At 59.5% G+C, this 24890-nt stretch carries 23 protein-coding genes and 1 pseudogene; 6 read left to right on the forward strand and 18 right to left on the reverse strand.

All coding sequences use genetic code 11. The features are described from left to right. Window positions 1-115: 115 nt before the first annotated feature. From F8N66_RS04495 to F8N66_RS31455, 3 genes are all read right to left on the reverse strand, one after another. Window positions 116-2356 carry a TonB-dependent siderophore receptor gene (locus tag F8N66_RS04495; RefSeq protein WP_150769021.1) on the reverse strand — a complete coding sequence of 747 codons (2241 nt, stop codon included), beginning with the start codon at window positions 2354-2356 and terminating at the stop codon, window positions 116-118. A 223-nt stretch (window positions 2357-2579) separates the two neighbouring features. Beyond that, window positions 2580-4325 (reverse strand): phosphoethanolamine transferase CptA, encoded by a 1746-nt coding sequence (locus tag F8N66_RS04500; protein WP_150769022.1) that lies wholly within the window; start codon window positions 4323-4325, stop codon window positions 2580-2582. A 195-nt stretch (window positions 4326-4520) separates the two neighbouring features. Continuing rightward, entirely contained in the window at window positions 4521-4697 is a 177-nt protein-coding gene (locus tag F8N66_RS31455; protein WP_191622897.1) for a DUF6026 family protein, read from the reverse strand. Window positions 4698-4970: 273 nt separating this feature from the next. Between F8N66_RS31455 and gnd the strand changes: the two genes are divergently transcribed. Both gnd and zwf read left to right on the forward strand, forming a co-directional pair. After that, window positions 4971-5951, forward strand: a complete 981-nt coding sequence (gene gnd, locus F8N66_RS04505) for a phosphogluconate dehydrogenase (NAD(+)-dependent, decarboxylating) (protein ID WP_150769023.1) — start codon at window positions 4971-4973, stop codon at window positions 5949-5951. Continuing rightward, entirely contained in the window at window positions 5948-7471 is a 1524-nt protein-coding gene (gene zwf / locus F8N66_RS04510; RefSeq protein ID WP_150769024.1) for a glucose-6-phosphate dehydrogenase, read from the forward strand. The genes gnd and zwf overlap by 4 nt, the downstream gene beginning before the upstream one ends. Before the next feature lie 127 nt (window positions 7472-7598). On the opposite strand, the gene nhaB is transcribed toward zwf, so the two are convergent. The 3 genes from nhaB to F8N66_RS04525 form a co-directional block, all read right to left on the reverse strand. Continuing rightward, window positions 7599-9101, reverse strand: coding sequence for a sodium/proton antiporter NhaB (nhaB, locus tag F8N66_RS04515; RefSeq protein WP_150769025.1), 1503 nt, complete (start codon window positions 9099-9101; stop codon window positions 7599-7601). A 78-nt stretch (window positions 9102-9179) separates the two neighbouring features. Continuing rightward, the gene (locus tag F8N66_RS04520) at window positions 9180-10469 is read right to left on the reverse strand and encodes a hypothetical protein (protein ID WP_150769026.1); all 1290 of its coding nucleotides are present in this window, start codon (window positions 10467-10469) and stop codon (window positions 9180-9182) included. A 285-nt stretch (window positions 10470-10754) separates the two neighbouring features. Beyond that, window positions 10755-11021, reverse strand: a complete 267-nt coding sequence (locus F8N66_RS04525) for a hypothetical protein (RefSeq protein ID WP_150769027.1) — start codon at window positions 11019-11021, stop codon at window positions 10755-10757. A 342-nt stretch (window positions 11022-11363) separates the two neighbouring features. Here F8N66_RS04525 and F8N66_RS04530 point away from each other — a divergent pair, with 342 nt between their 5' ends. Continuing rightward, complete coding sequence (locus F8N66_RS04530; protein ID WP_150769028.1) at window positions 11364-12689, forward strand: sigma-54 dependent transcriptional regulator; 1326 nt, start codon at window positions 11364-11366, stop codon at window positions 12687-12689. A gap of 166 nt (window positions 12690-12855) precedes the next feature. On the opposite strand, the gene F8N66_RS04535 is transcribed toward F8N66_RS04530, so the two are convergent. The 10 genes and pseudogenes from F8N66_RS04535 to F8N66_RS32065 form a co-directional block, all read right to left on the reverse strand. Continuing rightward, window positions 12856-14136 (reverse strand): transporter, encoded by a 1281-nt coding sequence (locus F8N66_RS04535; RefSeq protein WP_150769029.1) that lies wholly within the window; start codon window positions 14134-14136, stop codon window positions 12856-12858. A 46-nt stretch (window positions 14137-14182) separates the two neighbouring features. Further along, on the reverse strand, window positions 14183-14938 hold the full coding sequence (locus tag F8N66_RS04540; protein ID WP_150769030.1) for a hypothetical protein: 756 nt from the start codon (window positions 14936-14938) through the stop codon (window positions 14183-14185). A 33-nt stretch (window positions 14939-14971) separates the two neighbouring features. Beyond that, on the reverse strand, window positions 14972-15652 hold the full coding sequence (locus tag F8N66_RS04545) for a C39 family peptidase (protein WP_150769031.1): 681 nt from the start codon (window positions 15650-15652) through the stop codon (window positions 14972-14974). Window positions 15653-15715: 63 nt separating this feature from the next. Beyond that, window positions 15716-17011, reverse strand: coding sequence for a heme utilization protein (locus F8N66_RS04550; protein WP_150769032.1), 1296 nt, complete (start codon window positions 17009-17011; stop codon window positions 15716-15718). A gap of 50 nt (window positions 17012-17061) precedes the next feature. After that, window positions 17062-17634, reverse strand: a complete 573-nt coding sequence (locus F8N66_RS04555; RefSeq protein WP_150769033.1) for an adhesin — start codon at window positions 17632-17634, stop codon at window positions 17062-17064. Between the two features lies 1 nt (window position 17635). After that, complete coding sequence (locus tag F8N66_RS04560; RefSeq protein WP_150769034.1) at window positions 17636-18076, reverse strand: hypothetical protein; 441 nt, start codon at window positions 18074-18076, stop codon at window positions 17636-17638. 331 nt (window positions 18077-18407) lie between these two features. Continuing rightward, window positions 18408-18932 carry an AAA family ATPase gene (locus F8N66_RS04565; protein ID WP_150769226.1) on the reverse strand — a complete coding sequence of 175 codons (525 nt, stop codon included), beginning with the start codon at window positions 18930-18932 and terminating at the stop codon, window positions 18408-18410. After that, window positions 18929-19492: a nicotinamide riboside transporter PnuC gene (pnuC, locus tag F8N66_RS04570; protein ID WP_150769035.1), complete on the reverse strand. Its 564-nt coding sequence runs from the start codon at window positions 19490-19492 to the stop codon at window positions 18929-18931. Before pnuC ends, F8N66_RS04565 begins: the two co-directional genes overlap by 4 nt. Before the next feature lie 99 nt (window positions 19493-19591). Then, window positions 19592-20326, reverse strand: coding sequence for a methyl-accepting chemotaxis protein (locus F8N66_RS32060; protein ID WP_412070718.1), 735 nt, complete (start codon window positions 20324-20326; stop codon window positions 19592-19594). Between the two features lie 171 nt (window positions 20327-20497). Continuing rightward, window positions 20498-21274: pseudogene (locus F8N66_RS32065) on the reverse strand (cache domain-containing protein); the annotation flags it as partial. Window positions 21275-21479: 205 nt separating this feature from the next. Here F8N66_RS32065 and F8N66_RS04580 point away from each other — a divergent pair. Together F8N66_RS04580 and F8N66_RS04585 are read left to right on the forward strand one after the other, a co-directional pair. Beyond that, window positions 21480-22310 carry an undecaprenyl-diphosphate phosphatase gene (locus F8N66_RS04580; RefSeq protein WP_150769037.1) on the forward strand — a complete coding sequence of 277 codons (831 nt, stop codon included), beginning with the start codon at window positions 21480-21482 and terminating at the stop codon, window positions 22308-22310. After that, a complete protein-coding gene (locus F8N66_RS04585) occupies window positions 22307-22735 on the forward strand; it encodes a DUF1294 domain-containing protein (protein ID WP_150769038.1) in 429 nt (142 codons plus the stop codon). Before F8N66_RS04580 ends, F8N66_RS04585 begins: the two co-directional genes overlap by 4 nt. Before the next feature lie 9 nt (window positions 22736-22744). Here the strand turns inward: F8N66_RS04585 and F8N66_RS04590 are convergent, their stop codons facing one another. Together F8N66_RS04590 and F8N66_RS04595 are read right to left on the reverse strand one after the other, a co-directional pair. Continuing rightward, the gene (locus F8N66_RS04590) at window positions 22745-23104 is read right to left on the reverse strand and encodes an MmcQ/YjbR family DNA-binding protein (protein WP_150769039.1); all 360 of its coding nucleotides are present in this window, start codon (window positions 23102-23104) and stop codon (window positions 22745-22747) included. Beyond that, complete coding sequence (locus F8N66_RS04595; RefSeq protein ID WP_150769040.1) at window positions 23101-24009, reverse strand: LysR substrate-binding domain-containing protein; 909 nt, start codon at window positions 24007-24009, stop codon at window positions 23101-23103. The genes F8N66_RS04590 and F8N66_RS04595 overlap by 4 nt, the downstream gene beginning before the upstream one ends. A 131-nt stretch (window positions 24010-24140) precedes the next feature. Here F8N66_RS04595 and F8N66_RS04600 point away from each other — a divergent pair, with 131 nt between their 5' ends. Then, window positions 24141-24752, forward strand: a complete 612-nt coding sequence (locus F8N66_RS04600; RefSeq protein WP_150769041.1) for an FMN-dependent NADH-azoreductase — start codon at window positions 24141-24143, stop codon at window positions 24750-24752. Window positions 24753-24890: the final 138 nt, after the last annotated feature.

Consider the following 24890-nt stretch of genomic DNA (forward strand, 5'->3'; position numbering starts at 1 on the left):
GGTGTGCCTCCCACTTACAGATGTCGGATGCCTTTCGTCCATGAGTCAGTGAATCAATGGATCAAAGTCGAAAGCTCATTATCCGCCGATTCTGTTATTTGGGAATTAACATCGCTTAAAGCTTCCAGTCCAGGCTCAGGGTCACCGTGCGCGGGTCTCCCCAGTACACACCGTTGTAAAACCCGACGTTGTCGTAATACTTCTTGTCGAACAGGTTGTTGACGTTCAGCGACGCCGACAGGTGCCGGTCGAATTCATAGCGCGACATCAGGTTGACCACGGTGTAGGCCGCCTGGCGGATGTCCGTGCGTTCGGTGATCAGGCTGCCATTGGCGCGGCGCCCGACTGGCCGATTGGCGCCTCGGTAGACGTCGCTCTGCCAGTTCACCGCGGCACCCACTGTCAGCGCCTGCCACTCCCCGGGCAAGTGATAGGCCGTGGAGAAGCGGAACATGTTCAACGGCTGGACCGTGTTGATGCGCTGTTTTTCGCCGTCGACCGAGTGGGTGTAGGTATAACCGGCGCTCATGTTCCAGCCCGCCATGACCTCGCCGGACAGCTCGGCCTCGAAACCTTGCACCTTGTTGCCCTTGCCGCTGGACTTGAAGAACTCCTCACCGGTGACCGGGTCCGGCGGCACCGAGTCGTCAAGCTCGGCGACGTTGTCCTGCTTGCTCCAGAACAGCGCGGTCGCCAGGTTCAGTCGCTCTTCCAGCAAACTGCCCTTGAGGCCTAGCTCATAGTTGCTGCCGACCACCGGTTCGAGGTACTGGCGGCTGCTGTCGCGGTTGGTCTGCGGTTTGAAAATGTCGGTGTAGCTGACATAGACCGTGTATTGCGGGGTCAGGTCGTACAGCAGCCCGGCGTAGGGCGTCCACATGTCGTTCTGTTGCTGGCTGCTGTGGTCGACGCCGCTCAGTTGCAGGTTGTCGTCGTAGCTGTTGGTGGTGGTCGAGGTCTTCCAGCTGCCGTAGCGGCTGCCGAGCACGGCGTGCAGTTGATGGGTGAGGTTCAGGCGCGTCGCCAGGTAACCGGCCTTCTGCCGGGTAGAGTCTTTCGAGCCGGTCAGGCCGGTGACGGTGTCGGGGAACTTGCCGATATCGCCCATGTATTTCCAGTCGGGGATGTTTTCGTAATTCGCCGCTCGCGGGCCGTCGACCGTGTAGGGCGAATCCTCGCGGCGCTCGGCCTCGCCATACCCCACCATCAGTTCATGATCCCGGCCGAACAGCGAGTAGGGGCCCGAGACGTTGAAGTCATAGGCCTGCATTTTCTGGGTGCCGATCATATGACTGACGTTGGCGACCATGCCGCTGCGATCCGCGTTCGGGAACCCGCCACCGCCGTAGTAGATCTTGCCGTCGGTGTCACTTTCGCGATGGGTGTACGCCGCCTTGAGTTGCCATCCGCCGCCCAGTTGCTGATCGAGGTTGGCGAAGGCGGTCTTGTCCTTGAGCGGCCAGGAACTCCAGGACGTGGCCATGTTGGTCGAGCGCCCGAGGTGGGCCTTGCTGCCATCGGAATTCCAGTAAGGCACGGTGCCCCAGGACGTGCCCTGGACGTGTTTGTTCTGATAGTCGTAACCCACGGCCAGCAGGGTGTCGTCGGTCAGGTCTGCTTCCAGCACCCCGTAGCCGACTTCGCGTTGCTGCTGGTACTTGTCGCGGTACGAATCGCTGTCGCGATAGGCCACCACGCCGCGTCCGCGCAGGCGTCCGTCGAAGGCCAGCGGGCCGCCGACGTCGAGGTAGCTGTAGTAATCGTCATAACTGCCGCCACTGACGCCGGTCCTGGCTTCCCACTGCGAAGTGGGCCGTTTGCGCACCATGTTGATGGTGGCCGACGGATCACCGGCACCGGTGGTCAAGCCCGTGGCGCCGCGCACCACTTCGATGCGGTCATAAATGATGGTGTCGGAATCGGACTTCATGTAGCTGAAGGTATTCAACATGCCATCGACCTGGAAGTTGTTGATCGAGTAGCCGCGCGAGGAATAACTGACCCGGTCCGAGTCGTTGTGCTGGACCACAATGCCGGTGGTCTGGCTCATGGCCTCGGACAGGGTGCCGAGCTTGAAGTCGTCCATTTGCTGGCGCGTGACCACCGACACCGATTGCGGGGTGTCCTTGATCGACAGGTTCAGGCGGGTGGCCGTGCTCATGGAGCCGGTGGTGTAGGCGTCGGTATTTTCCGTGGTGCTGCCCAAGGACTGGGCGTTCACCTGGGTGGCGCCGAGCATGAGGGTGGGCCCCGGTGTCGCTGTTTCAGGGTCGGTTTCGGCCAGCAGATCCGGGCTCAATGCGGCACCGCACAGGCCGAGGGTAAAAGTCATGGAACGGGTGATAGGCGCGAACATCGCAGCCGACTCCTTGTCGTCGTTGAAAAAATCCGTTTGTTCAAAGACGAAGGAGGGGGGAGGAATTTAGGGCCAAACGAGAATAATTATTAATATTGGCGCCAGGATCTCCTGTGGGAGCGGGCTTGCTCGCGAAAGCGGGGTGTCAGGCCCCTATTGGTCGACTGACACTGCGCTTTCGCGAGCAAGCCCGCTCCCACAGGTTTTGATGGTGTTGGAACCGTTACTTCGACACGACTCCCGCCGTGTCCGGCTTCACCTTGGGCTTGATCAGGCTGAAGTCGATCAAGGGCCGCTGCTCACGCAAATACGGGTTGCCGATCATCAAGGGGCGCGGCTTGAAGCTGTCGCTGACCAGGCTCTTGCTGTGGTCGAGTTCATCGAAGCTCAGGCCTGCCAGGTCCGCCCAGGTGTGGATCAGGTGCGAGCTGCTGTACGGCCGGCCCAGGTCGCCGGCAAAGCTCCAGTCGTGGGTTTCGCGCCATTTCGGCGAGGCCCAGGCCATGAACGGAATGGTGTACATCGGCGCCGTCGGTTTGCTCTCGTTGCGGCCCAGGGTGTCATGACCCGCGGAATCGAACACGTCTTCGCCGTGGTCCGAGAGGTACAGCAGGAAGCCGTTCGGATCAGACTTGGCGTAATCCTTGATCAGGCTCGATACCACGAAATCGTTGTACAGCACCGCGTTGTCGTAGCTGTTGTAGGTCGGCAACTGCGCGTCGTTTACCCCGGCCGGCACGCCATTGCGGTCCTTGAACTTGTCGAAGGTCGCAGGGTAGCGGTACTGGTAGCTCATGTGGGTGCCGAGCAAATGCACCACGATCAACTTGCGCGGCGCCGCGTCGGCCAGGGCCTTGTTGAACGGCTCGATCACATCGCCGTCGTACTGGGCGGCGTTCTGGTTGCGGTTGTTGTTCAGGTACACCTGCTCGTCGGCCTGCTGGGAGAAAGTCGTGAGCATGGTGTTGCGCTTGGTCATGGTCTGCTGGTTAGTGATCCAGAAGGTCTTGTAGCCCGCCTGCTTCATCATGCTGACCAGCGACGGCGTCGACAGGTACAGGTCCGGGTTGTCTTCGTCGGCGAAGGTCAGCACCTGCTGCAACGCCTCGATGGTGTAGGGGCGCGGCGTGATGACGTTGTCGAAGACCGCCAGTTGATCCTTGAGCTTGTCCAGCTCCGGCGTGGTTTGCCGTGGATAGCCGTAGAGGCTCATGCGCTGGCGGTTAGTGGACTCGCCGATCACCAGCACCAGGGTCGCCGGCTGGTTGGCCATCGAATCCTTGAGGTTGTGCAATGGCGGGATCTTGCTGGCGCTGTCGAGCATGTCCTGCATGCCGGCCAGGGTATCCAGGTAACGGTGATAAGCCACGGCCATCTGCCATGGCACCGCGGGCTCGATTCGCGTTTCGAACTTCTCGAAACCGTCGGCGAAATTGCCGGTGCGCAGGGTTTGCTTGAGCAACGGGTAACCGACCACCGCCACCACAATAGCGGTCGCCGCCACCAGGGCCTGGCCACGGGGCAGGTACACCGGGCGCAAACGGGTCCAGAGGAAGCAGGCGAATGCGGTGTGGGCGAGGAACGCCACCACCATCCACCAGGCGAAATATTGCGTCATGTACTCGCCGGCTTCCGACACGTTCGACTCGAACATGATGAAAATGACGCTTTGCGAAAATTCCTGCTGATAGATGAAGAAGTATCCCAGGCTGGCCATGGAGCAGGCCCACAGCACCACGCCGATCAGTGCGGCCAAGACACGTGTCTGCTTGGGGAACAGCAACATCGGCGCCAGCCAGACGGCGCTCATCACAAAAGCCTGGCGGAATCCGGCGAAACCGGACGTGCCGGTCAACTGGATCAGCAGTTGAGTGATGCCCGAGAAATACCAAAAGAACAGGAACAGCCAGAGAAAACCTGCCCAATCGAAACCTTTCGCAGACGTTTCGCTGCGTTTGAACCAAGCCATTCGATGCTCCAGCCAAAGATCACATCCACCGCCAGGCTATAAGGCGCCGACGAACGGGGGGCGCGCATGTAACATGCGGCAACAATGAACCGGAGTATCAGCAATTCGATGTGAAAACTTCGTGAGTTGCGGCTGGGTGAAAGGCGAGGGCGGAGCGGAAGCGGGACAGTGCCGCTTCCGATACAAGCGAGGGATTCAGGCGTGGGGCGCGCGGCGGGTCACGGGTAAAGGTTGCTGGCCGTGGATCATCAGGCGCAGCTGCGCCAGCTCTTGCTTCAACTGGTCGCGTTCGTCTTTCAACTGGCGCAATTCGTCGCGACGGATTGTGACATAAAGGGTTTGTACTGGCAGTGCGGTGTGTACTGTGCCCATTGCTCACCTCGCAAATGGCGTGTCTCAACTGTAAATCTGCCCCGACATCGGAGCCAGAATTACTATCGGCGCCAATTTTGATTTCTTTTGCCCGTGAAGGGAACTTTTTTATTTTTCATTGTCGCTGTGTCTTGGCAGTGATTCCCGACGTTATCTGTCTGGATCGGGCACAATGCCCGGAAACTTCATGCCAGCGCTCTGGACTAACCCACATTAGTCGCGTTGGGCTATAACCTTTGACACACATTTATTTGTAGTAGGGAGCATCAGCACATGCAACTCGGGATTATTGGACTGGGCCGCATGGGCGGCAATATTGCGCGGCGCCTGATGCTCAACGGGCACACCACCGTTGTGTACGACCGCAATACCGCCTTCGTCGAGGCCCTGGCCGAAGAGGGCGCCACTGGCGTCGCCGATTTGCCCGCCCTGGTCGCTGGCCTGGCCAAACCGCGAGCGGTGTGGGTCATGCTGCCGGCAGGCGCACCGACCGAAGACACCATCGCCACCCTGAGCACCTTGCTCGAAGCCGGCGATACCATCATCGACGGCGGCAACACCTTTTATAAGGACGACATCCGCCGGGCCAAGACCCTCTCGGAAAAAGGCCTGCACTACATCGACGTCGGCACCTCCGGCGGCGTCTGGGGCCTGGAACGCGGCTACTGCATGATGATCGGCGGCGATGCCGGGACCGTGACTCGTCTTGACCCGCTGTTCGCCAGCCTGGCCCCGGGCATGGGCGACATCCCGCGTACCAGGGACCGCAAGTCCGATGACGACCGTGCCGAGCGCGGTTACATCCATGCCGGTCCCGCCGGTGCAGGGCACTTCGTCAAGATGATCCACAACGGCATCGAGTACGGAATGATGCAGGCCTTCGCCGAGGGCTTCGACATCCTCAAGACCAAGGCCAGTGACCGCCTGCCGGAAGACCAGCGCTTCGACTTGAACGTGGCTGATATCGCTGAAGTCTGGCGTCGTGGCAGTGTGGTCTCGTCGTGGTTGCTCGACCTGACGGCCGACGCCCTGGCCAGTGATAAGGATCTCGACGGATTCTCCGGTTCGGTAGCGGACAGCGGTGAAGGTCAATGGACCATCGAAGCCGCGATGGAACAAGCGGTGCCGGTACCGGTGCTGTCGAACTCGCTGTTCTCCCGCTATCGTTCCCGTGGCCAGGGCAGCTTTGGCGACAAGATTCTTTCGGCCCAGCGCTTCGGCTTCGGCGGCCATGTGGAGACACCTAAAAAATGACCCATGCGATCCGCAGGAAATCCAAGACTGAACCGGCGCCACCGACCACTTTGTTTCTGTTCGGCGCCCATGGCGATCTGGTGAAGCGCCTGCTGATGCCGGCGCTGTACAACCTCAAGCGCGACGGTTTGCTCGGGGATGGACTGCGGATCGTCGGCGTAGACCACAACGCCATCAGCGATGAGGGCTTCGCGAAAAAACTCGAAGACTTCATTCGCAGCGAGGTGGCCAGCAAAGTCGGCAAGGGCGATCAATCCCTTGACCCGGAGTTGTGGGCCCAACTCGCGAAGAACATCAGCTACGTCCAGGGCGATTTCCTGGACGACAGCACTTATCAAGCGCTGGCGGCGAAAATCGCCGACAGCGGCACCGGCAATGCGGTGTTCTACCTGGCCACCGCGCCGCGATTTTTCAGTGAAGTGGTCCGTCGCCTCGGCGCTTCCGGTTTGCTCGAAGAGAGCCCCGAGGCGTTCCGGCGGGTGGTGATCGAAAAGCCCTTCGGTTCCGACCTGCCAACGGCTGAAGCCTTGAACGCCTGCTTGCTCAAGGTCATGTCGGAAAAGCAGATCTACCGCATCGATCATTACCTGGGCAAGGAGACCGTGCAGAACATCCTGATCAGCCGGTTTTCCAACAGCCTGTTCGAAGCGTTCTGGAACAATCACTACATCGACCACGTGCAGATCACCGCCGCCGAAACCGTCGGCGTCGAAACCCGTGGCAGTTTCTATGAAAACACCGGCGCCCTGCGGGACATGGTGCCCAATCACCTGTTCCAGTTGCTGGCGATGGTGGCCATGGAGCCACCGGCCGCTTTCGGCGCCGATGCGGTTCGTGGCGAGAAGGCAAAGGTGGTGGGCGCGATTCGTCCCTGGTCGGTCGAAGAGGCCCGGGCCAATTCGGTGCGCGGTCAGTACACGGCCGGTGAAGTCGATGGCAAAACCCTGCCGGGTTATCGTCAGGAAGAGCGGGTCGCACCGGACAGCAACACCGAAACCTACGTGGCCCTCAAGGTGATGATCGACAACTGGCGCTGGGTCGGCGTGCCGTTCTACCTGCGCACCGGCAAGCGCATGAGCGTGCGGGACACCGAGATTGTCATCTGCTTCAAGCCGGCGCCTTATGCGCAGTTCCGCGATACCGAGGTGGATGAGCTGGCGCCCACCTACCTGCGGATCCAGATCCAGCCCAATGAAGGCATGTGGTTCGATCTGCTGGCCAAACGGCCGGGCCAGGCCCTGAAGATGGACAACATCGAACTCGGTTTCGCCTACAAGGATTTCTTCGAAATGCAGCCGTCCACCGGCTACGAAACCCTGATCTACGATTGCCTGACCGGCGATCAGACCCTGTTCCAGCGTGCCGACAACATCGAGAACGGCTGGCGCGCGGTGCAACCGTTCCTCGATGCCTGGCAGGAGGACGCCACGGTGCAGGGCTACGCCGCCGGCGAAAACGGGCCAGAGGCTGCCGAAGCGTTATTGGCTCGCGATGGACGGGTCTGGCATGGACTGGGTTGATTCCACCAACCACACATAAAAACCCTGTGGGAGCGGGCTTGCTCGCGAAAGCGATGTATCAGTCGACGAAAATGTTGCCTGACACACCGTCTTCGCGAACAAGCCCGCTGCCACATTGGGTTTGTCTTTACAGCCAGTAACTGACCGCGTACCAGCCCAGCACCCCCATCACCACCGTATACGGCAGCGCCATCCACACCATGCGCCCGTAGGACAGGCGGATCAGCGGGGCAATCGCCGAGGTCAGCAAAAACAGGAACGCGGCCTGGCCGTTGGGCGTGGCCACGCTCGGCAGGTTGGTGCCGGTGTTGATGGCGATGGCCAGCGTCTCGAAGTGCTCGCGACTCATGTGCCCGGACAGGAAGGCCTGTTTCACTTCGGTGATGTAGATCGTCGCCACGAACACGTTGTCGCTGATGGCCGAGAGCAGGCCGTTGGCAATGAACAGCATGCCCGGTTGCTGATCGGTCGGCAGGGCCAGTACCCACTGGATCAGCGGCGTGAACAGTTGCTGGTCGTGGATCACCGCCACCACGGCAAAAAACACAACCAGCAGGGCGGTGAACGGCATCGCGTCCTTGAATGCGGCGCCGAGACGGTGTTCGTCGGTGATCCCGGTGAAGGCCGTGATCAGCACAATCACCATCAAGCCGATCAAACCCACCTCCGCCACATGAAAGGCCAGCCCGGCAATCAGCACCAGCGCCGCCAGCCCCTGGACGATCAGCGCTGCCCGCTGGCGTGCGGTCCGTTCGGCGTTGTCCTGGGCGGCGTATTCGCCGAGCACGGCGCGCACGTTGTCCGGCAGCAGGTTGCCGTAGCCAAACCAGCGCAGTTTCTCCAGCAGCACACACGTCACCAGGCCCGCCACCAGGACCGGCAGCGAAACCGGGGCGATTTTCAGGAAGAATTCGGCGAAGTGCCAGCCCATTTCATGGCCGATCAACAGGTTTTGTGGCTCGCCCACCAGCGTACAGACGCCACCCAGCGCGGTACCCACGGCACCGTGCATCAGCAGGCTGCGCAGGAAGGCACGAAATTGATCGAGGTCTTCGTGATGGAGCTTGGTCAGGTGCTGGTCATCGCTGAACGCGCTGTCCTGTCGTGGATCGCTGCCCGAGGCCACACGGTGATACACCGAGTAAAAGCCGACGGCGGCACTGATGATCACCGCAGTCACGGTCAAGGCATCGAGAAATGCCGACAGAAACGCCGACAAAAAGCAGAACATCAACGCCAGCATGGCCTTGGAGCGCACGCCCAGCAGCAGGCGCGAGAATAGAAACAGCAGCAGGTCTTTCATGAAGTAGATGCCGGCCACCATGAACATCAGCAGCAGAATCACCGGAAAGTTGTGCACCAGTTCGTCATACAGCGCCTGGGGCGTGGTCATTTTCAGCAACAGCGCTTCGACCAGCAACAGGCCGCCGGGCATCAGCGGATAGCACTTGAGGGCCATGGCCAGGGTGAAAATGAATTCCAGCACCAGCAGCCAACCTGCCGCGACGGGACCGACGGTCCACAGCACCAGGGCATTGAGTACCAGAAAACCGACAATACAGATCTTGTACCAGCGCGGTGAGTTGCCGAGAAAGTTATGCGCGAACGCCTGGGCCATGGAACCGGACATCGGCTACTCCTTGTTTTAAGAAGCGCGCAAGTTGCCGTAAGCGAAAGCGAAGATCAAGCGCAGTTATAACAAGTTGAATCAGGCCAAATAGCGTGCAACCACCGCGTGATAGTTTCCGTCCAGCGAATAACCCCCCACCACTATATTTCCATCGGCCTGGACGACCACTGAAGTGGCGGTATCGAGACTGCGACCCAGTCGCGTGCGAATCCACCCTTCACCGTCGCCAAGTGCATGATCGAGTTGTCCGTCAGTCAGGTAGCGACCCAGGATAAAGTCGGCCTCGACGCCGCCAATGGTTGCGCCGACCGTGACCACGCTGCCGTCTGCTTGCGTCTGGGCCGCGGTCCACTGGCAGCCGCTGCGGCCGATGTCGAGCAACCGGGCTTGTCCGCCATGGCAATGCATGACCGGGCGCCCGTTGCCGTGGAGTTTCAGGGACAGGCAGCGCATCGGATCACGGCTGCTGCCGAAACACTGCAAGTCGCCGTTGTCCTGCTGGACGATCTGGCTGACATGGGCACTTTGCCCCTGGGCCTTGAAGGTCATGAAGCCATCCACGGCAAAACGATCGTCGAGGGTGCCATCGGCGTTATAACGGGCCAGCAAGCCTTCCTCCGGGAAGTTGATCGAGCCGCCCACCAGGATCCGGCCGTCGTGTTGCACCCGCACGCAGTTGAGCCAAGTGTTCATCAGCAAGTGCCTGACGACCACGAACCCGCGGCCATTGAAGGTGCTGTCCAGCGTGCCGTCAGTGTCCAGCCGGATGAGCATGCCGGCATGATCGGCCAGTTCGAAATGATGATTGGCGATCAGCACGATTCGACCGTCTGCCTGGACCCCGGCGTCACAGGCTTCGGCCCCTGGCACCCCGGGCGGCAACCAGGCGTCGCGAACCCCGTGGGACAAGTTGCCGGGCAAGCGCACGACACACCGCCCATTGTCGCCAAACCGCTGCGCGGGACGCCCTTGCGGATCGAACAGCGCGACAGCGGGGAGGGTGCGATGGGCATTTTCATAGTGCAGGCCGGTGAGCAGAATGTGCCCGTCGGGCAGCACGTGAACCTTGCCGGCCATGGCTTCGAAGCCCGGCTCGAATTGCCCGATGACGCTGCCTTGATTGCCGAACGAGAGATCTGCCGAGCCATCCGCCAGCAGGCGAGCCAGGCCAAAGCGGCTGCCACCCGCCATTCCCACCTTCGCCGCTACCAGCAGGCGGCCGTGCGAATCAATGGCGACGCCATTGGTGATGCTGGAGAGGCTGCTGGCGAAGTACACCTGGGTTTTGCCGTGGGTGGCGAAGGTGGGGTCGAGTGTCCCGTGGCGAGTGAAAGGGGTCGGGAAGCTCAAAACGGACTGGGTTGACATGCACGCGTCTCCTTGCGAGTCGTCCTGGTCCAGAAGTGGGGATGGCGACTATATAAGAAGAACATTCAATCCCTGAATGCCGGGATGCACAACTGACAGAACTAACAGGTGGTGCGTCGTTGTGTGCCACAACAGTGTCTTTTCGAACCATTGCCAAGCCTGCAAAGAATTCAGGCTTGTACAAGTTCAAGTTAGCTGTATCGAAAGTTCAATGAGCCGTTAAAAACCACAACAACTAACGACAGGGGAAGGGTGCGGATTACTCCGGAGTAATCCGCAAAAAGATCAGTGCGGCATCGACCACGATTGCAGTGTGTAGCCTTCCTTGCTCAACGCTTCGCGGGCCTGTTCAAGCAGGCGCTCAAGCTGTTGCGGGTCGGTGTAGGCGCTGCTCGGGATCTGCTGGCGGCCTATACTGTTGTTGGTGCGGTCGATGACAGTCAGGCTGAGTTCGCCGTTGCCGTCCTGTGGCGCCCAGGCCACGCATTGGAAAGGCTTGAATGCGCGGTCGGCAATCAAAAGAGCTTCGTTGATACGGAGCGGGGCGTTCATAGGATGTTCTCTCAATAGGCCCAATCAAGTGATGTGCCGACAGTTGGGCTTACCGTTCGGCAGTTACTTGTACTGATGCCCGCAACCGGGGTTCGGGTCACACATTAACAAAAGAAATTTCAGCTTTCTTTCAAATGCCTGTCGTAAGGCCATGTTTTGAAAGCTGATTGAAAGGTAAGAGTCGTTAGGTAACTAACAATGCCCTTTCTTATAACTATTTACATGGCAACGCTATAGTCAAACGATACAAGGCCCCGTCAAATTCTTGCTAATGTTACAGCCAGGTCCGCCAAATGACTGTTTTTAATAAAATTTCCTATAATTTGGCGCCAAGGAATCATCATGAGCGAAGCGCCTGCCTTGCGACGTCTATTAGTGGTTGATCCCTGTGACGACTGCCGTCGTGTATTGCCGGGATTACGCTCCGTGGGTTGGGATGTTGACAGCTGTTCGCTGGAAAACGCCGCCGACCGATCCTGTGATGTGGGCCTGTTGCGCCTGCAGCCTTTTCACCTGGAGCGCCCGGATGCCGTCAAGGAACTGATCAGCCGCAGCGGCACCGAGTGGATCGCCGTGCTCAACCAGGAAGTGCTGCGCCTGCAGAATGTCGGGGACTTCGTCTGTGAATGGTTTTTCGACTTCCATACCTTGCCGTTCGACGTGTCCCGGGTCCAGGTCACACTGGGCCGGGCCTTTGGCATGGCGCGCCTGCGCGGGCAGGGCACGGTCCATATCGATCAGCCCGAGCACGAACTGCTGGGCGACAGCAAGCCCATACGCGAATTGCGCAAGTTATTGAGCAAGCTGGCACCCACCGAGTCGCCGGTGTTGATTCGCGGCGAAAGCGGAACAGGCAAAGAACTGGTGGCCCGCACGCTGCACCGACAGTCCCAGCGTCACAGTAAATCCTTCGTGGCGATCAATTGCGGCGCGATTCCCGAGCACCTGATCCAGTCCGAACTGTTTGGTCACGAGAAGGGTGCCTTCACCGGCGCTCACCAACGCAAGGTGGGGCGCATCGAAGCGGCCAACGGCGGCACACTCTTTCTCGACGAGATTGGTGATCTGCCCCTGGAACTGCAGGCCAATCTGTTGCGTTTCCTCCAGGAAAAACACATCGAACGGGTGGGTGGCAGTCAGCCGATTCCCGTGGATGTACGGGTGTTGGCCGCGACCCATGTCGACCTCGAAGCCGCGATCGAGAAAAAACGTTTTCGCGAAGATTTGTACTATCGCCTGAACGTGTTGCAGGTCGCGACCTCGCCCCTGCGTGAGCGCAATGGCGACCTGTCGATGCTGGCCAACCACTTTTCCCATTTCTACAGCCATGAAACCGGCCGTCGTCCGCGCAGCTTCAGCGAAGACGCCTTGATTGCCATGGGCAAGCATGACTGGCCGGGCAACGTTCGCGAGCTGGCCAACCGGGTACGTCGCGGTTTGGTACTGGCTGAAGGCCGGCAGATCGAAGCGCGAGACCTGGGGCTGATCAGTCATCAGAGCATTGCCCCGCCGATGGGCACGCTGGAAGAGTACAAGCACCGGGCCGAACGCCAGGCGTTGTGCGATGTGCTGAACCGCCACAGCGATAATTTGAGCATTGCCGCCAAGGTGCTGGGGATCTCCCGGCCTACCTTCTACCGGTTGTTGCACAAGCATCAGATTCGTTAAAACCACTCTTTTGTAGGAGTGAGCCTGCTCGCGATGGTCGTTAACGATGACACGGGAAACCTGAAACCCCGCGGCGTCCTCAAATCCATCGCGAGCAGGCTCGCTCCTACAGGAGTAAAAAACCCGCTGCGGTTTGCATCGCAGCGGGTTTTTTGTGGGTGGCGGATCAGAAGTAGTACGGGAATTTCAGGCTGAAGGAAAAGTCAGGCGAGTCTTCGGTCAGGCCGATGGCCAGGTTGGGCACGATCGTCAGGTTGTCGGTGGCGGCCAGGGTCATGCCGATGTTGAAGTTGGCGGCGTTGTAATCGCTGTTGGAGATCGATTGCCAATCGCCACCGTCCGGTTTGATCTTGCTCTTGCGGGCGAACTGGTCGGTAAAGGAGAACGACATACTCATCTTCTCGTTCAAGGCGAATGCAATACCGGCGCCGACTTGCCACGAGTCGCCCAGCTTCACGTCGCCTTTGACCTTGGAGCCGACCTGAGGGCTGATGTCGCTGAAAGAGTCCTCCATGTTGTAGGTATAGGACAGACTGCCGAACAGCACTGCCGGGTCGAAAGTCTTCACCAGCGAGAGACCCGGGGTGATCGACCAGACGCCATTGCCGGTCGGCAAGTCCTCGGGCACCGAGAGGTTATCGTTGCCAGGGTCATTGACCAGCTTGATGCCGTAAGGGTCCTTGCCGGTCGGCGCCTTGACGCGCAAGGTAGCGACCGCGTCGGGCAGGTTGACCGACTCATCGAGGAATTTGTAGGCAACGCCCACGTTGACGTCGCCAATGGTCGGGTCGCGGGTGACGGTAGCGTCCGACGTCACTGGTCCTGCGCCGCCGGCGCCACCGGAGGAGTACGTCGATTCGCGATAGACCACGGGCACGTTAATGTCGAACTGCCAGCGCTGCGCCAGGTTGTAGCGAGCGGTCAGGTCCAGTGTCCAGTTGTCGGCCTTGATGCGGTCGAGGTTGATGTTGCCGAGAAAAATCGAGTCCAGTGCGAGGAAGCCGTTGAGGGTCAGTGCACGGGTATCGTAGTGGGTGTAGGTCAGGCCGGTTTCGACGCTGAACTTGCCGCCGCCGAAGAACCCACTGGCTTCGTCGTACAGGTTGGACACGCTCTGTGCCGGTTCCGAGTCATCCTTGAGCGACTGCCCGTATGAACTGCCGGTGGTTCCGGGGGCACCGGCGGCCACCGCCTGACCTCCCTTGGGCGTTTCAGCAGGGGATTTGGTCAGGCGTTTGGGAGCCGGTGTGGCGGGTGTTTCTTCAACTTGGCGAACGCGTTGTTCGAGTACCATCAGTGCGTTCTGCTGTGCTTCGTAACGCTGTTTCAACTCCATGAGTTCTTGTTTTAGTGCTTCAACCTGGGGATCCGCTGCCGCGTAGAGCATTGTTGCCGGGGCCAGGCTACTTAAACAAACGATAGCTCTGAACGTTAACGATCGGTGCATGGGTTAGCCGTCCCTTCTGACTACTTCTGATGAGACTGAGCGTAGATCAGAATCCGTTATTGCGAAGACCTTTGAGCTGGTCCAGGTTGCCGCTGTAAGACCCGGGTGCCGTCACGTTGTCACGCAGCACGACATTGAAGGACGTGAGGTTGCGGACCTGGTTGCTGCTGCCTAGCAATGTCGTGTTCTGCATCAGCCCACCCTGGGCCAGGCGTTGTACGGTATTGCCTTGGTTGTTGTTGGCCACGATGTTGAGTTGCACACCCGTACCCGTCGAGGAAATGCTCATCGAGCCGGCGCCGTTGGCGCCGCTCAGCGTCGAACCCGAGGTCAATGCCTGACCTTCCTGTCGTATTGCCGGCGCCTGGTTAGCCTTGCTGACGTTGATATCAACGTTGTTGTAGGCCGTGTTGTTGTCGCCCGCCGCACGCACGACTTGGGTGACGCCTTCGGTGGTATTGAGGCCGCTCCCGCCGGTGACGGTGCCGGTGCCAGTGGCCGCGCCTTGCGAACGCGAGGAGCGAGAACCTTTATCGTTGTCGATCATCGACACATAGAACTGTGGCTTGATGGTCGATTGCTGGATTTGCATCGAGGACGTTGCCCCGATCACTTCACCTTTGGCATTTTCCCAGGTGCTGGTCATGGCAATGCCGAAGCTGATAATGCGGCCCGGCATGACGAAACGGCCTCGCAGGGTCGCCAATTCCTGATCCTTCAGTTCGATGGGTTTGAAACTCTGTGCTTGAATCGGCAGGCTGGCGGTCATGCAAACAACGACCAGCCAGGTTGGAGTCTTCATGAGATGCTCCCGGAGCGTCATGCTCCCTTGTTATTAGAAGAAGTCGCTTTGGATAAATCCGAAGTCCATCAACTCTGCGTCTTGCACCGGGCTGAACGCGTTGACGCGGTTCCTGGCGGTCAGGGGCATAGGCGGGTCGAGCAGCGCATTGTTCTTGTCGTAGCCCTGGCCGATGACGGCAAAGATGATGCCGTTCCAGCCTTTGACAAAGTCTTCGACCTTGAAGCGTTTATGGCCGAGTACCGGATCTCCGATGTACACCCAGCCGTTATGGACCCTTTGCATGACCACGAAATGTTTGTACCCACGGATATCCATGAGCACCACAACCGGAATCTTGATGTCGTTCAACGTTTCCGTCGCAACCCGATAACCACGGGCTCGCATGCCGATACTTTCGACATAGCGTTTCATGTCGAGCATGGAGAAGCCCTGGACGCGGACGAGATCCTGATCGGAATGTGCCAGCATCCCTTCGATGATCTGTTCTTCATTGACGTCCAGCCAATAGGCCTGACGCAATACGGTTGCCAGCGCAGCCGCGCCGCAACTGAAATCGGTTTTCTGCTGCACCAGGTCGGCAAACTTACGCTCGCGCACACTCTGGATCGGCTTGTACACCACCGCGCCACCCGGAAGGATGGAAAGCGGCAACTGTGCAGCCTCGATCACACTGGCCACGCAAAGCAGGAATGCCAAGGCGATAATGCGCATGGTGGGACGCCCCCTGGAAGTGTTGAAAAAGGCCCCCTTGCGGGGGCCTCCCAGAGACAGCCGTTAGAACGAGTTGTTGGAGATGGCCAACGAGTTGCTTTGTTGGTTGCCCACACCGGCCGCTACGTTGACGCCCAGGTTGCCGCTGCCGCCATTCACCGAACCGCTCAGGGTTGCAGTGTTGGTCACAGGGTTGGCCCAGCCAGTAGGAGTCAGCACTTGATAAGAGTAGGTGTTACTCAGATCAAACGAACTGCTCTCACTGTAGGTTTTGGTTTTGTCGTACTCAGACTCGTGCGACTTGCTGCCCGATTTTTCGAACGAGGATTCGAACGATTTATCGAACGACTTGCTGCCGGATTTTTCGTACGATTTTTCAACATCGATATCAAGGGTCGCATTGAGCGATGCGTTCAGGTTGGCTTCGGAGGAATCAGTACGTTCGCCGTTGTTGTGACGGCCATAATCCCAACTAACAGTCCTGGATGCATCAGCCGCCGCTTCCAGCGTAGCGTCCAGCGAAGCGGTCAGAGAAGCACTGGAGGAACCTGCTTTTTCCCAGTTGCTAGAGCCGCTTGCATCAAAGCTTTTCGATCCACTGACTTCGAAGCTGGAGGAAGAGCTTTTGCTTCCGCTGGCCGAGACAGTCTTATCGTAGTTGGAACTGCCGCTGGCCGATTTGGTGACGGTCAGTGTATCCACGCGATAAGTACGATCGGCGTTGTTGTTCACAACAAGGCCAGGGCCGTTTTGATCGGCAGAAGCGGTGGCTGTTGCATTACCAAGTGGCGCATTGGTATTGGCAATGGCCATGGTGTTTTTCTGCTGGTTCAGGTCGCCGCCAGCAATGTTGATCCCCATGTTGCCGCTACCGCTGTTACCCGATCCGCTCATATTGGCCGAGTTGGTGCTGCCGTAGTTGTCGACCCGGTTGTTGTTGCTGTACTGCCGCACGCTAGCAGTAGCGGAGGCAGTGCCGAACACGAAGCTGTTATCCAGACTGGAGTCTGAGGCAGCATTGGCGATGGCAGCCGCGTTGTCTTGTTGGTTGCCTGCGCCTGCCGCCACGTTGACGCCCACGTTGCCGCTGGTGCCAGTGGCAGAGCTGCTCATCTCTGCTTCGTTTTGAGTCCCTTCGTTACGGATGCGGTTGTTGGTACTGCTTTGGTTATCCCAAGCATTGGCAGTCGCGTAAACAGGGATCTTTGTAGGTGGAGGAGTGTGCTGGTTGCCATTATGGTGACCATTGTTGTTGTGGCCATTCCCATGGCCGCCCCTTTCGTTTGCAGCTTGTACAGCAACAGCCATGACCGCAGCAATTGCGAAAACCAGAGGCTTTAATGCCATCGAAGGTTTCATGGTGATTCTCCGTACTTATTTTAGGTTAAGTGTTGTTATTACCTTTTGGGTCAATCCACGACCCGTACGCTCAGGGTGTTAGCCATGCGGTTTCCCACCCCGGCGCTCTGATTCAACTGAATCACCCCGCGGCTACCGGTGAAGGCCTGGTCACTGGTAGTGACCTGGCGATAGCCTGGTGCAGAGTCGGTTGGATCGGAGTTGTTGAGCAGCGCCACGTTCTGTTGCATGAGGACGCTGTCGTCGATACTTTGCGGCTGCGTACTGATGTTGATACGCAGTGCGTTGGCTTGCTGGTTACTGGCGCCTGAACTCTGGTTGACGCCCAGTGCGCCGTTGCCACGGCTGAAGGACGCGCCGCCAATGCTCGCGCTCGCATCAATCCCGGGGTCGACCTGCGTACGTAACCGTTGTCGAATCTGTGTGGTGGCTACAGCGTGGGTGCCACTGGCGATGGCCCGGGCGTTGGCCTGCTGCTGCAGATCGCCCGCCGCCTGGTTGACCGCGAGGTTGCCCTGGTACTGCATGCCCGAGTTGTCGATGTCGGCGTTATTGGTGACGGGAGATTGGGCAAAGGTCGATGCACTGCAAAACATGGCGATCATCAGCAGCGTACGATTCATCTTAACGGTCTCCGGTCAGGATATTCAGAGCGCCCATTCCGCGCTGGACGTTTGAATTGACCATGTTGGCAATACCGTTGCCCGAGTTTCCCGAACGTCCGGCAGGGAGGTTGGAAAGTTGGGTCTGGTTGGTGATGTTGCCGGTCAGGTTGTTGTTGGTGCCCTGGTTGACCAGGCTGGAGATACCCGCGCCACTGGCGACATTGGCAAAGTCGCCGTCGCTCAACTCGTTCGTTGCCCCGAGGACATAGTTGGACGGGTTGGCATTGGCGGTGGTGGGATTCGGGTCGGGAATGACCGGCGCACGCGTGGCGTTGCGCGTCTGGACATCACGCAGGATGACGATGATGCCGTTTTCGGCCTGAACTGGCAGGCATACGGTTGAGCCCAGTGCGCATCCGATCAGCAGGAGGGTATAAAAATTTTTATTGAATGTCCCCACGGCGGCAATTCCTTCTGTATTGGTACGCTGGCCCTTATCAGCGATACAAGGGACAAAGCAGAAGGTGTGCCGATTTTTGATTTCCTTTGAAAATCAGTGGGTTGGTTTTTTATTGTCGCGCAGGTCAAAAAATTTTGTAACGCCACTGAGACAGGGTCGCTCAAAACCGCGGTCCAGACGGGCAGCAGTGCTCGTCAGGGGGCTCGCCAGGCAGGTTGTATCAGTGGCTTAACATTTTTGGGTTGAATGGTCCGAAGCGCCTTAGCTCGCGGGTTTGCGCAGGGGGGAGTGTTTCAGGAATGGACATATTTGCCAGCAAAGGTGCTCCCTGTCAGGCGTTGAGCAAGCGTGTCACAGCCTCGAATGCCGCGTCCTTTCGCTGTTGCCAGTCACCGTCCAACACCTGGTAGGGCTGGCGGTGCAGGTCAAGCCACTGGCGGCTGGCCTGGAAAAACGCCTGGCGTTGCGCCAATTGCGGTTGGCAACGTTGACCGTCGTCATGCCAGGCCACGGTGTCAGGGCTCAGCAACAAATGCAGATCGTAGTGCCGGGCCAGCAAGGCTTGCTCGATCCACCTCGGGCAATCACCAAATAACGTGCGACTCCACAGGATATTGCTCAACAGGTGAGTATCGAGAATCAACAGTGAAGGTTGCCTGGCGCGTGCCTCATCCTCCCAAGCCAGCTGGCCATGTGCTATGGAAGAAATGTCATCATAGCGGGTTTCACGCGCTTTGCTGTCGATGAAATGCCGAACGTACTCATCGACCAATATGCCGCCAAAATTGGCGTATATCTCGTTCGATAGCCAGCTTTTGCCGCTCGATTCCGGCCCCGCCAGGACCAGAACCTTCATCGGCACAGCACCGGATCGCTGCGCCATGTTCGCCAGCCTTGAATGGCCAGCAGGGTGAACAGGCCATACAGGGCGGCTGTCAGGTACATCGACTTGTACAGGAACAGGCCGACGAAAACACAGTCCAGGACAATCCACAGCGGCCAGCACTGCAGGCGTTTTTGCGCCATCCACCATTGTGCGACCAGGCTGAAGGCCGTGAGGGCTGCGTCGAGCCAGGGCTGGGCGGCGTCGGTCCAGTGCGCCATGCCGGCGCCCAGCAACAGGCTGCCGATCGCGCCCAGGGCCAGCCCTGACGCCACCGCCTGTGCGTCCAGCCGGCTGACCTCGCGCCCCTGATGGGCCTGGCCCGCGCGGGTCCACTGCCACCAGCCATAAAGCTGCAACGCGGCGTAGATCACCTGCAACAGCATGTCCGAATACAGCTTCACTTCGAAGAAGATCCAGCTGTAGATCAGCACCATGACCAGGCCGATCGGCCAGCACCAGGGGTTCTGTTTGACGGTCAACCAGACGGCAATGACGCCGAGGATGGCGGCCAACAGTTCAAGCCCGGACATGGGGGTTCCTTGGAGAAATCGAAGAGGGGGCGGATTGTACCCTCAGGCAAGGTGTACGCCATACCCTGCAGGAGCGAGCAGCGCTCGCTCCTGCATTGATTAAACGCGGAACTGTTTGAGCAATCCGTTCAACTGCTCACTCAGCCCCTTGAGCCGCAGGCTCGCCGCGCTGGACTGTTCCGCTGCCAATGCGGTGCTGTGGGAGAGCCCGGCGGCCTGGGTGACATTCTGGTTGATGTCCTCGACCACATGCGCCTGTTGCAGGGTCGCGCTGGCGATCGATGTATTGAGCCCATTGAGGTTGCGCAATGCCTGGCTGATGGCATCCAGGCTGGCTCCGGCCAGGCCGGCCTGTTCAATGGTGAGTTGCGAGGCCCGGCTGCTGTCGCCAATGACCTTGACCGCTGCCTCGGAGTGGTTCTGCAGACGTTCGATCATCGACTGAATTTCTGCCGTGGACTTCTGGGTGCGCTGGGCCAGCAGGCGCACTTCATCGGCCACCACCGCAAAGCCGCGGCCTTGTTCACCGGCCCGTGCCGCCTCGATCGCGGCGTTGAGGGCCAGCAGATTGGTCTGCTCGGCAATGGAACGGATCACTTCCAGCACACTGCCGATCTGGGTGCTTTCGGCAGCCAGCGTGCGGATCACGTCCACGGCCTGGTCGATGGTGCCCGACAGCGTATCGATCTGCTTCAGGCTGCCGTCGATATTGATTTGGCCCTGCTGCGCCTGCGCCTCGGCATCGCGCATTTCGCTGGCGGCTTGTTCGGCGTTCTTCGCCACGTCCTGCACGCCATAGGTCACTTCATTAATAGCCGTGGCCACCAGTTCCATCTGTTGCGACTGTTGTTGACTGCGCTGCTGGGCCTGGGTGGCGTCGTTGCCCAGTTCGCTGGAGGACTGGCCGAGCGCGCTGGCGGACACCTGGAGCTCACCGATGACCAGTCGCAGTTTGGCGGTGAAGGCGTTGAAGTGACGCGCCAGTTGCGTCACTTCATCCTGGCCATGGGTATCGAGGCTGCGGGTCAGGTCGCTCTCGCCGCTGGCAATGTTGGCCATGGCGTTCACGGTCTCGCGCAGGGGCTGGGCGATGCTGCGGGCAATCACGAATACCAGCAGCCCCATGACCAGGGCAATGGCCAGGCCGATGGAGGATGCTTTCCAGACCTGGCCATAGAACTCGGCCTGCATGTCATCGATGTAGACGCCCGAACCGATCACCCAGCCCCAGGGTTCGAACAGTTTCACGTAGGAGGTCTTTTCGACCGGGGCGTCGGCACCCGGCTTCGGCCAGCGATAGTTGACGACACCGGCGCCTTTGGATTTGGCGACGGCGACCATTTCGTTGAACACCTGAAACCCGTCCGGGTCGCGGATCGCCGAGAGGTTTTGACCGTCGAGTTTCGGGTTGGCCGGGTGCATGACCATCACGGGGGTCAGGTCATTGATCCAGAAGTAATCGTTCTGGTCGTAACGCAAGCCGCGAACCGCCGTCATGGCCTGCTTCTGCGCCGCGTCACGGCTGAGGGTGCCGGCGATCTCCAGGTCGTGGTAATAACCGAGGATGCCACTGGCGGTCTGCACGACGTGTTGGGTTTTCTGCACCTTGGCGTGCAGCAGGTCGTCGTGGATCTGCTTGAGCATCAGCAGGCCCAGGGTCAGCAGCATCATGACGGCCACGATCAAGATGAGCCACAAACGCCGGCTGATCGACATATTGCGCAAGCTGTTCATAACGCGATGCTCCCATTTCTTGTTTTTGTATTTAATGCTCGCCAGCATCCTGCCGGGCCCGATAACGCGGCAGCGCTATTCAGGCTTGTCTGATAGGATTTCGGCCCCGCGCGGAAAAACCTGAATACAAATTAAAGTTTCACGGAGTTTTCCGTGGCTGGCGGGTATCTTGTGCGCGCGAGTTTTCGACTACGCTGAACGTTTTGAAAAATACTAACGGGGCCTGTTTCGATGCAGAGCCTTTGGGGGATTGATGGATCTTTGGACTGCCTTTCAGGCATTGATTCTTGGGGTTGTAGAGGGGTTGACGGAGTTTTTGCCCATTTCCAGTACCGGGCACCAGATTGTGGTCGCTGACCTGTTGGAATTCGGTGGCGAGCGCGCCATGGCTTTCAACATCATTATCCAGCTGGGGGCGATCCTGGCGGTGGTGTGGGAGTTTCGCCGCAAGATTTTCGACGTGGTCGTCGGCTTGCCGACCCAGCCCAGCGCGCGGCGTTTTACCGCCAACCTGCTGATTGCGTTTTTGCCGGCCGTGGTCCTGGGGGTGATTTTCGCCGACCTGATTCACCACTACCTGTTCAACGCGATCACGGTGGCGACGGCGCTGGTCGTGGGCGGCATCGTCATGTTGTGGGCCGAACAGCGGCAACACGAGGTGCATGCCGAAACGGTGGATGACATCAACTGGAAAGATGCCCTGAAGGTGGGCTTCGCCCAATGCCTGGCGATGATTCCGGGGACTTCGCGCTCCGGTGCAACGATCATCGGCGGCCTGTTGTTCGGGCTGTCGCGCAAGACCGCCACCGAGTTCTCGTTCTTCCTGGCCATGCCGACCATGGTCGGCGCAGCGGTCTACTCGGGCTACAAATACCGCGAGCTGTTCGTGCCGTCCGATTTTCCGGTGTTCGCGGTCGGCTTCGTCACGGCCTTCATCTTCGCGATGATTGCGGTCAAGGGCTTGCTCAAGTTCATCGCCAGCCACAGCTACGCGGTGTTCGCCTGGTATCGCATTGCGTTCGGCCTGCTCATCCTGGCGACCTGGCTGTTTGGCTGGGTCGACTGGACCGCCGTCAAGCCATGAACGATGCCAGTGCGCGCAACAACCCCGGGCGCAACTCCGGGGGAGATATCCGCCACCTTCGCTTGAAGCTGTTGGTATTTGGACTGCTGTGCGCGCTGCCGTTGTTCGGTTCGCTGTCGTTGTGGCTGCGAGGGGTGTCGCTGATTCCCCTGGCGGCCTACGGCATCGTCAGTGTACTGGCGTTCCTGTTGTACTGGCGCGACAAGCGCAAGGCGCGCGCCGACCATTGGCGCACCCCGGAAAACGTCCTGCACGCGCTGGAGTTCGCCGGCGGCTGGCCGGGCGCCTTGCTGGCACAGCAGGTGTTTCGGCACAAGACGCGCAAGGTTTCGTTTCAACTGCTGTTCTGGCTGATCGTGCTGCTGCACCAGGTGTTCTGGATCGACATGCTGTTCCTGGGGGCGAACCTGCTGGCCTGGTTCTGACGATGCCTCCTACAACAACAACCCGACTTGCGTACGCTTGGGCAACTTGCTGACCACCAGTTGATGGGAGCGCTGCAACAAACCTTGCAGCTCCCGGGCGCCGAGCGGGTAGGGGGTCGCCATGATGATCCACTGGGCCCGCGCCAGATAAGGCGCCGGGTGAATGCCCGGACGGTCGCAGTGACCGAGAAACAGATCCTTGTCGACCTTGAACGCCAAAGAGTCGCCCCGCAGGTTCTGCAAGGCGAACATCTTGTTCCCGGCCACCGAGAACACCCGCACGCCACCCCACTTGTAGTCTTCCCGTGCACCGGGCAGCGCCAGGCAAAACGCGGCCACCTCGGTTTCACTCATACGTCCGGCCTTCATATCAAACGATCCCCGCAGGCATTGAATGTTTCGATCAGATGGTCGAGCCAGGCGCGCACGGCAGGCATCACGCCGCGTCGATGCGGATACACCGCTTGCAGCCAGCCCCCGGGCAGCGACCATTCGGGCAACAATTGCACGAGCGAGCCGTTGGCCAATTCCTGCTCGCAATACATCATGGGTAGCGTCGTGAAGCCCTGGCCGGCGAGGGCGCAGGTCTTGCGCACGATGAAATCGTCGATGCCCAGGCGTGCCTCCAGGGACAGATCGTAGTGTTTGCCCTGGCCATCGACGAGGCGGATGTGGACCATGCGATCGGGTTCCAGGGCGCCCAGTACCGGCAGGCTTTTCAGGTCGTCCGGATGATGGATGTGCTGGCCGTGCAGGAACGCGGGGCTGGCCACCACCAGCATCTGCGCCTGACGCAGACGGCGGGTCACCAGCAACGGGTCTTCATCGCCCGGTTCGCGCACGCGCAGGGCGACGTCGACGCCCTCGGTCACCAGATCGACGCGGCGATTGACCAGCATCACCTCCAGTTGCACTTGCGGGTACTTCTCCAGGAAGTTGCTGATCACCCCGGGCAGCATTTCGTGGGCCAGGCCGACAGGGGAGGACACCCGCAACCGCCCGCGCGGCTCGCTCGACATGCTGGCCACGGCTTCGTCGGCCATTTCCGCCTCCAGTAACATGGCCTGGCAGTGCCGCAGGTAGCGCTCGCCCACGGCCGTCAGCTTGAGCTGGCGGGTGGTGCGTTGCAGCAAGCGCGCACCCAGGCGCTCTTCCAGTTCGGCGATGCGACGCGACAATCGCGACTTGGGAATCCCCAGCAAACGCCCGGCCGCCGCGAAGCCGCCGGCCTCCACGACTTTGGCGAAGTAATAGAGGTCGTTAAGGTCTTGCATGAGCGTGCTCTCAATCGTTCTATCAGTGGGACAAACTATCGCATTGTTGCAGTCTAATCAGCTATTGGTTTCGCCTGTAGGATTGTTCCCATCAGATCGCCCTGGCGGCGATCCTCACCTGGAGATCCCACATGAAACTGCTGCATATCGATTCGAGCATTCTTGGTGACAACTCGGCATCCCGCCTGCTGAGCAGCGAAGTGGTCAAAGCCTGGCAAACCGCCGAGCCGACCGCCGTGGTGACCTACCGCGACCTGGCCGCCGATGCCATCAGCCACTTCTCTTCGACCACCCTGGTGGCCGCCGGCACGACCGCTGAATTGCGCGACGCCGCCCAACAGCACGAAGCCGACTTGAGCGCCACGACCCTGGCCGAGTTCCTCGCCGCCGATGCAGTGGTGATTGCAGCACCGATGTACAACTTCACCATCCCGACCCAATTGAAAGCCTGGATCGACCGCATCGCGGTGGCCGGTCAGACCTTCCGTTACACCGAAGCCGGCCCTGAAGGCCTGTGCGGCGGCAAGAAAGTGGTGATCGTGTCGACTTCCGGCGGTCTGCACGCCGGCCAGGCAACCGGCGTTGCCCACGAAGAGTACTTGAAGGTGCTGTTCGGCTTCATCGGCATCACCGACATCGAATTCGTCCGCGCCCACGGCCTGGCTTACGGTGACGAAGTGCGCACTAAGGCCATGAGCGATGCCCAGGCGCAAATCAGCGAGCAATTGTTCGCCGCCGCGTAAGGCTTGCGTAAAGTCGTCAAACGACGCAGTCAATACCCAAAAAACTCTGTATTCTGATCACGCAAGGGTCAGGTACGGAGTTTTTTGTTTCTGGCCATTACAAGTTTTGTAAAATGGTGGCCCGGGTTATGCAGTCGA

This window comes from Pseudomonas fluorescens (assembly GCF_902498195.1).
Taxonomy (GTDB): Bacteria; Pseudomonadota; Gammaproteobacteria; order Pseudomonadales; family Pseudomonadaceae; genus Aquipseudomonas; species Aquipseudomonas fluorescens_BU.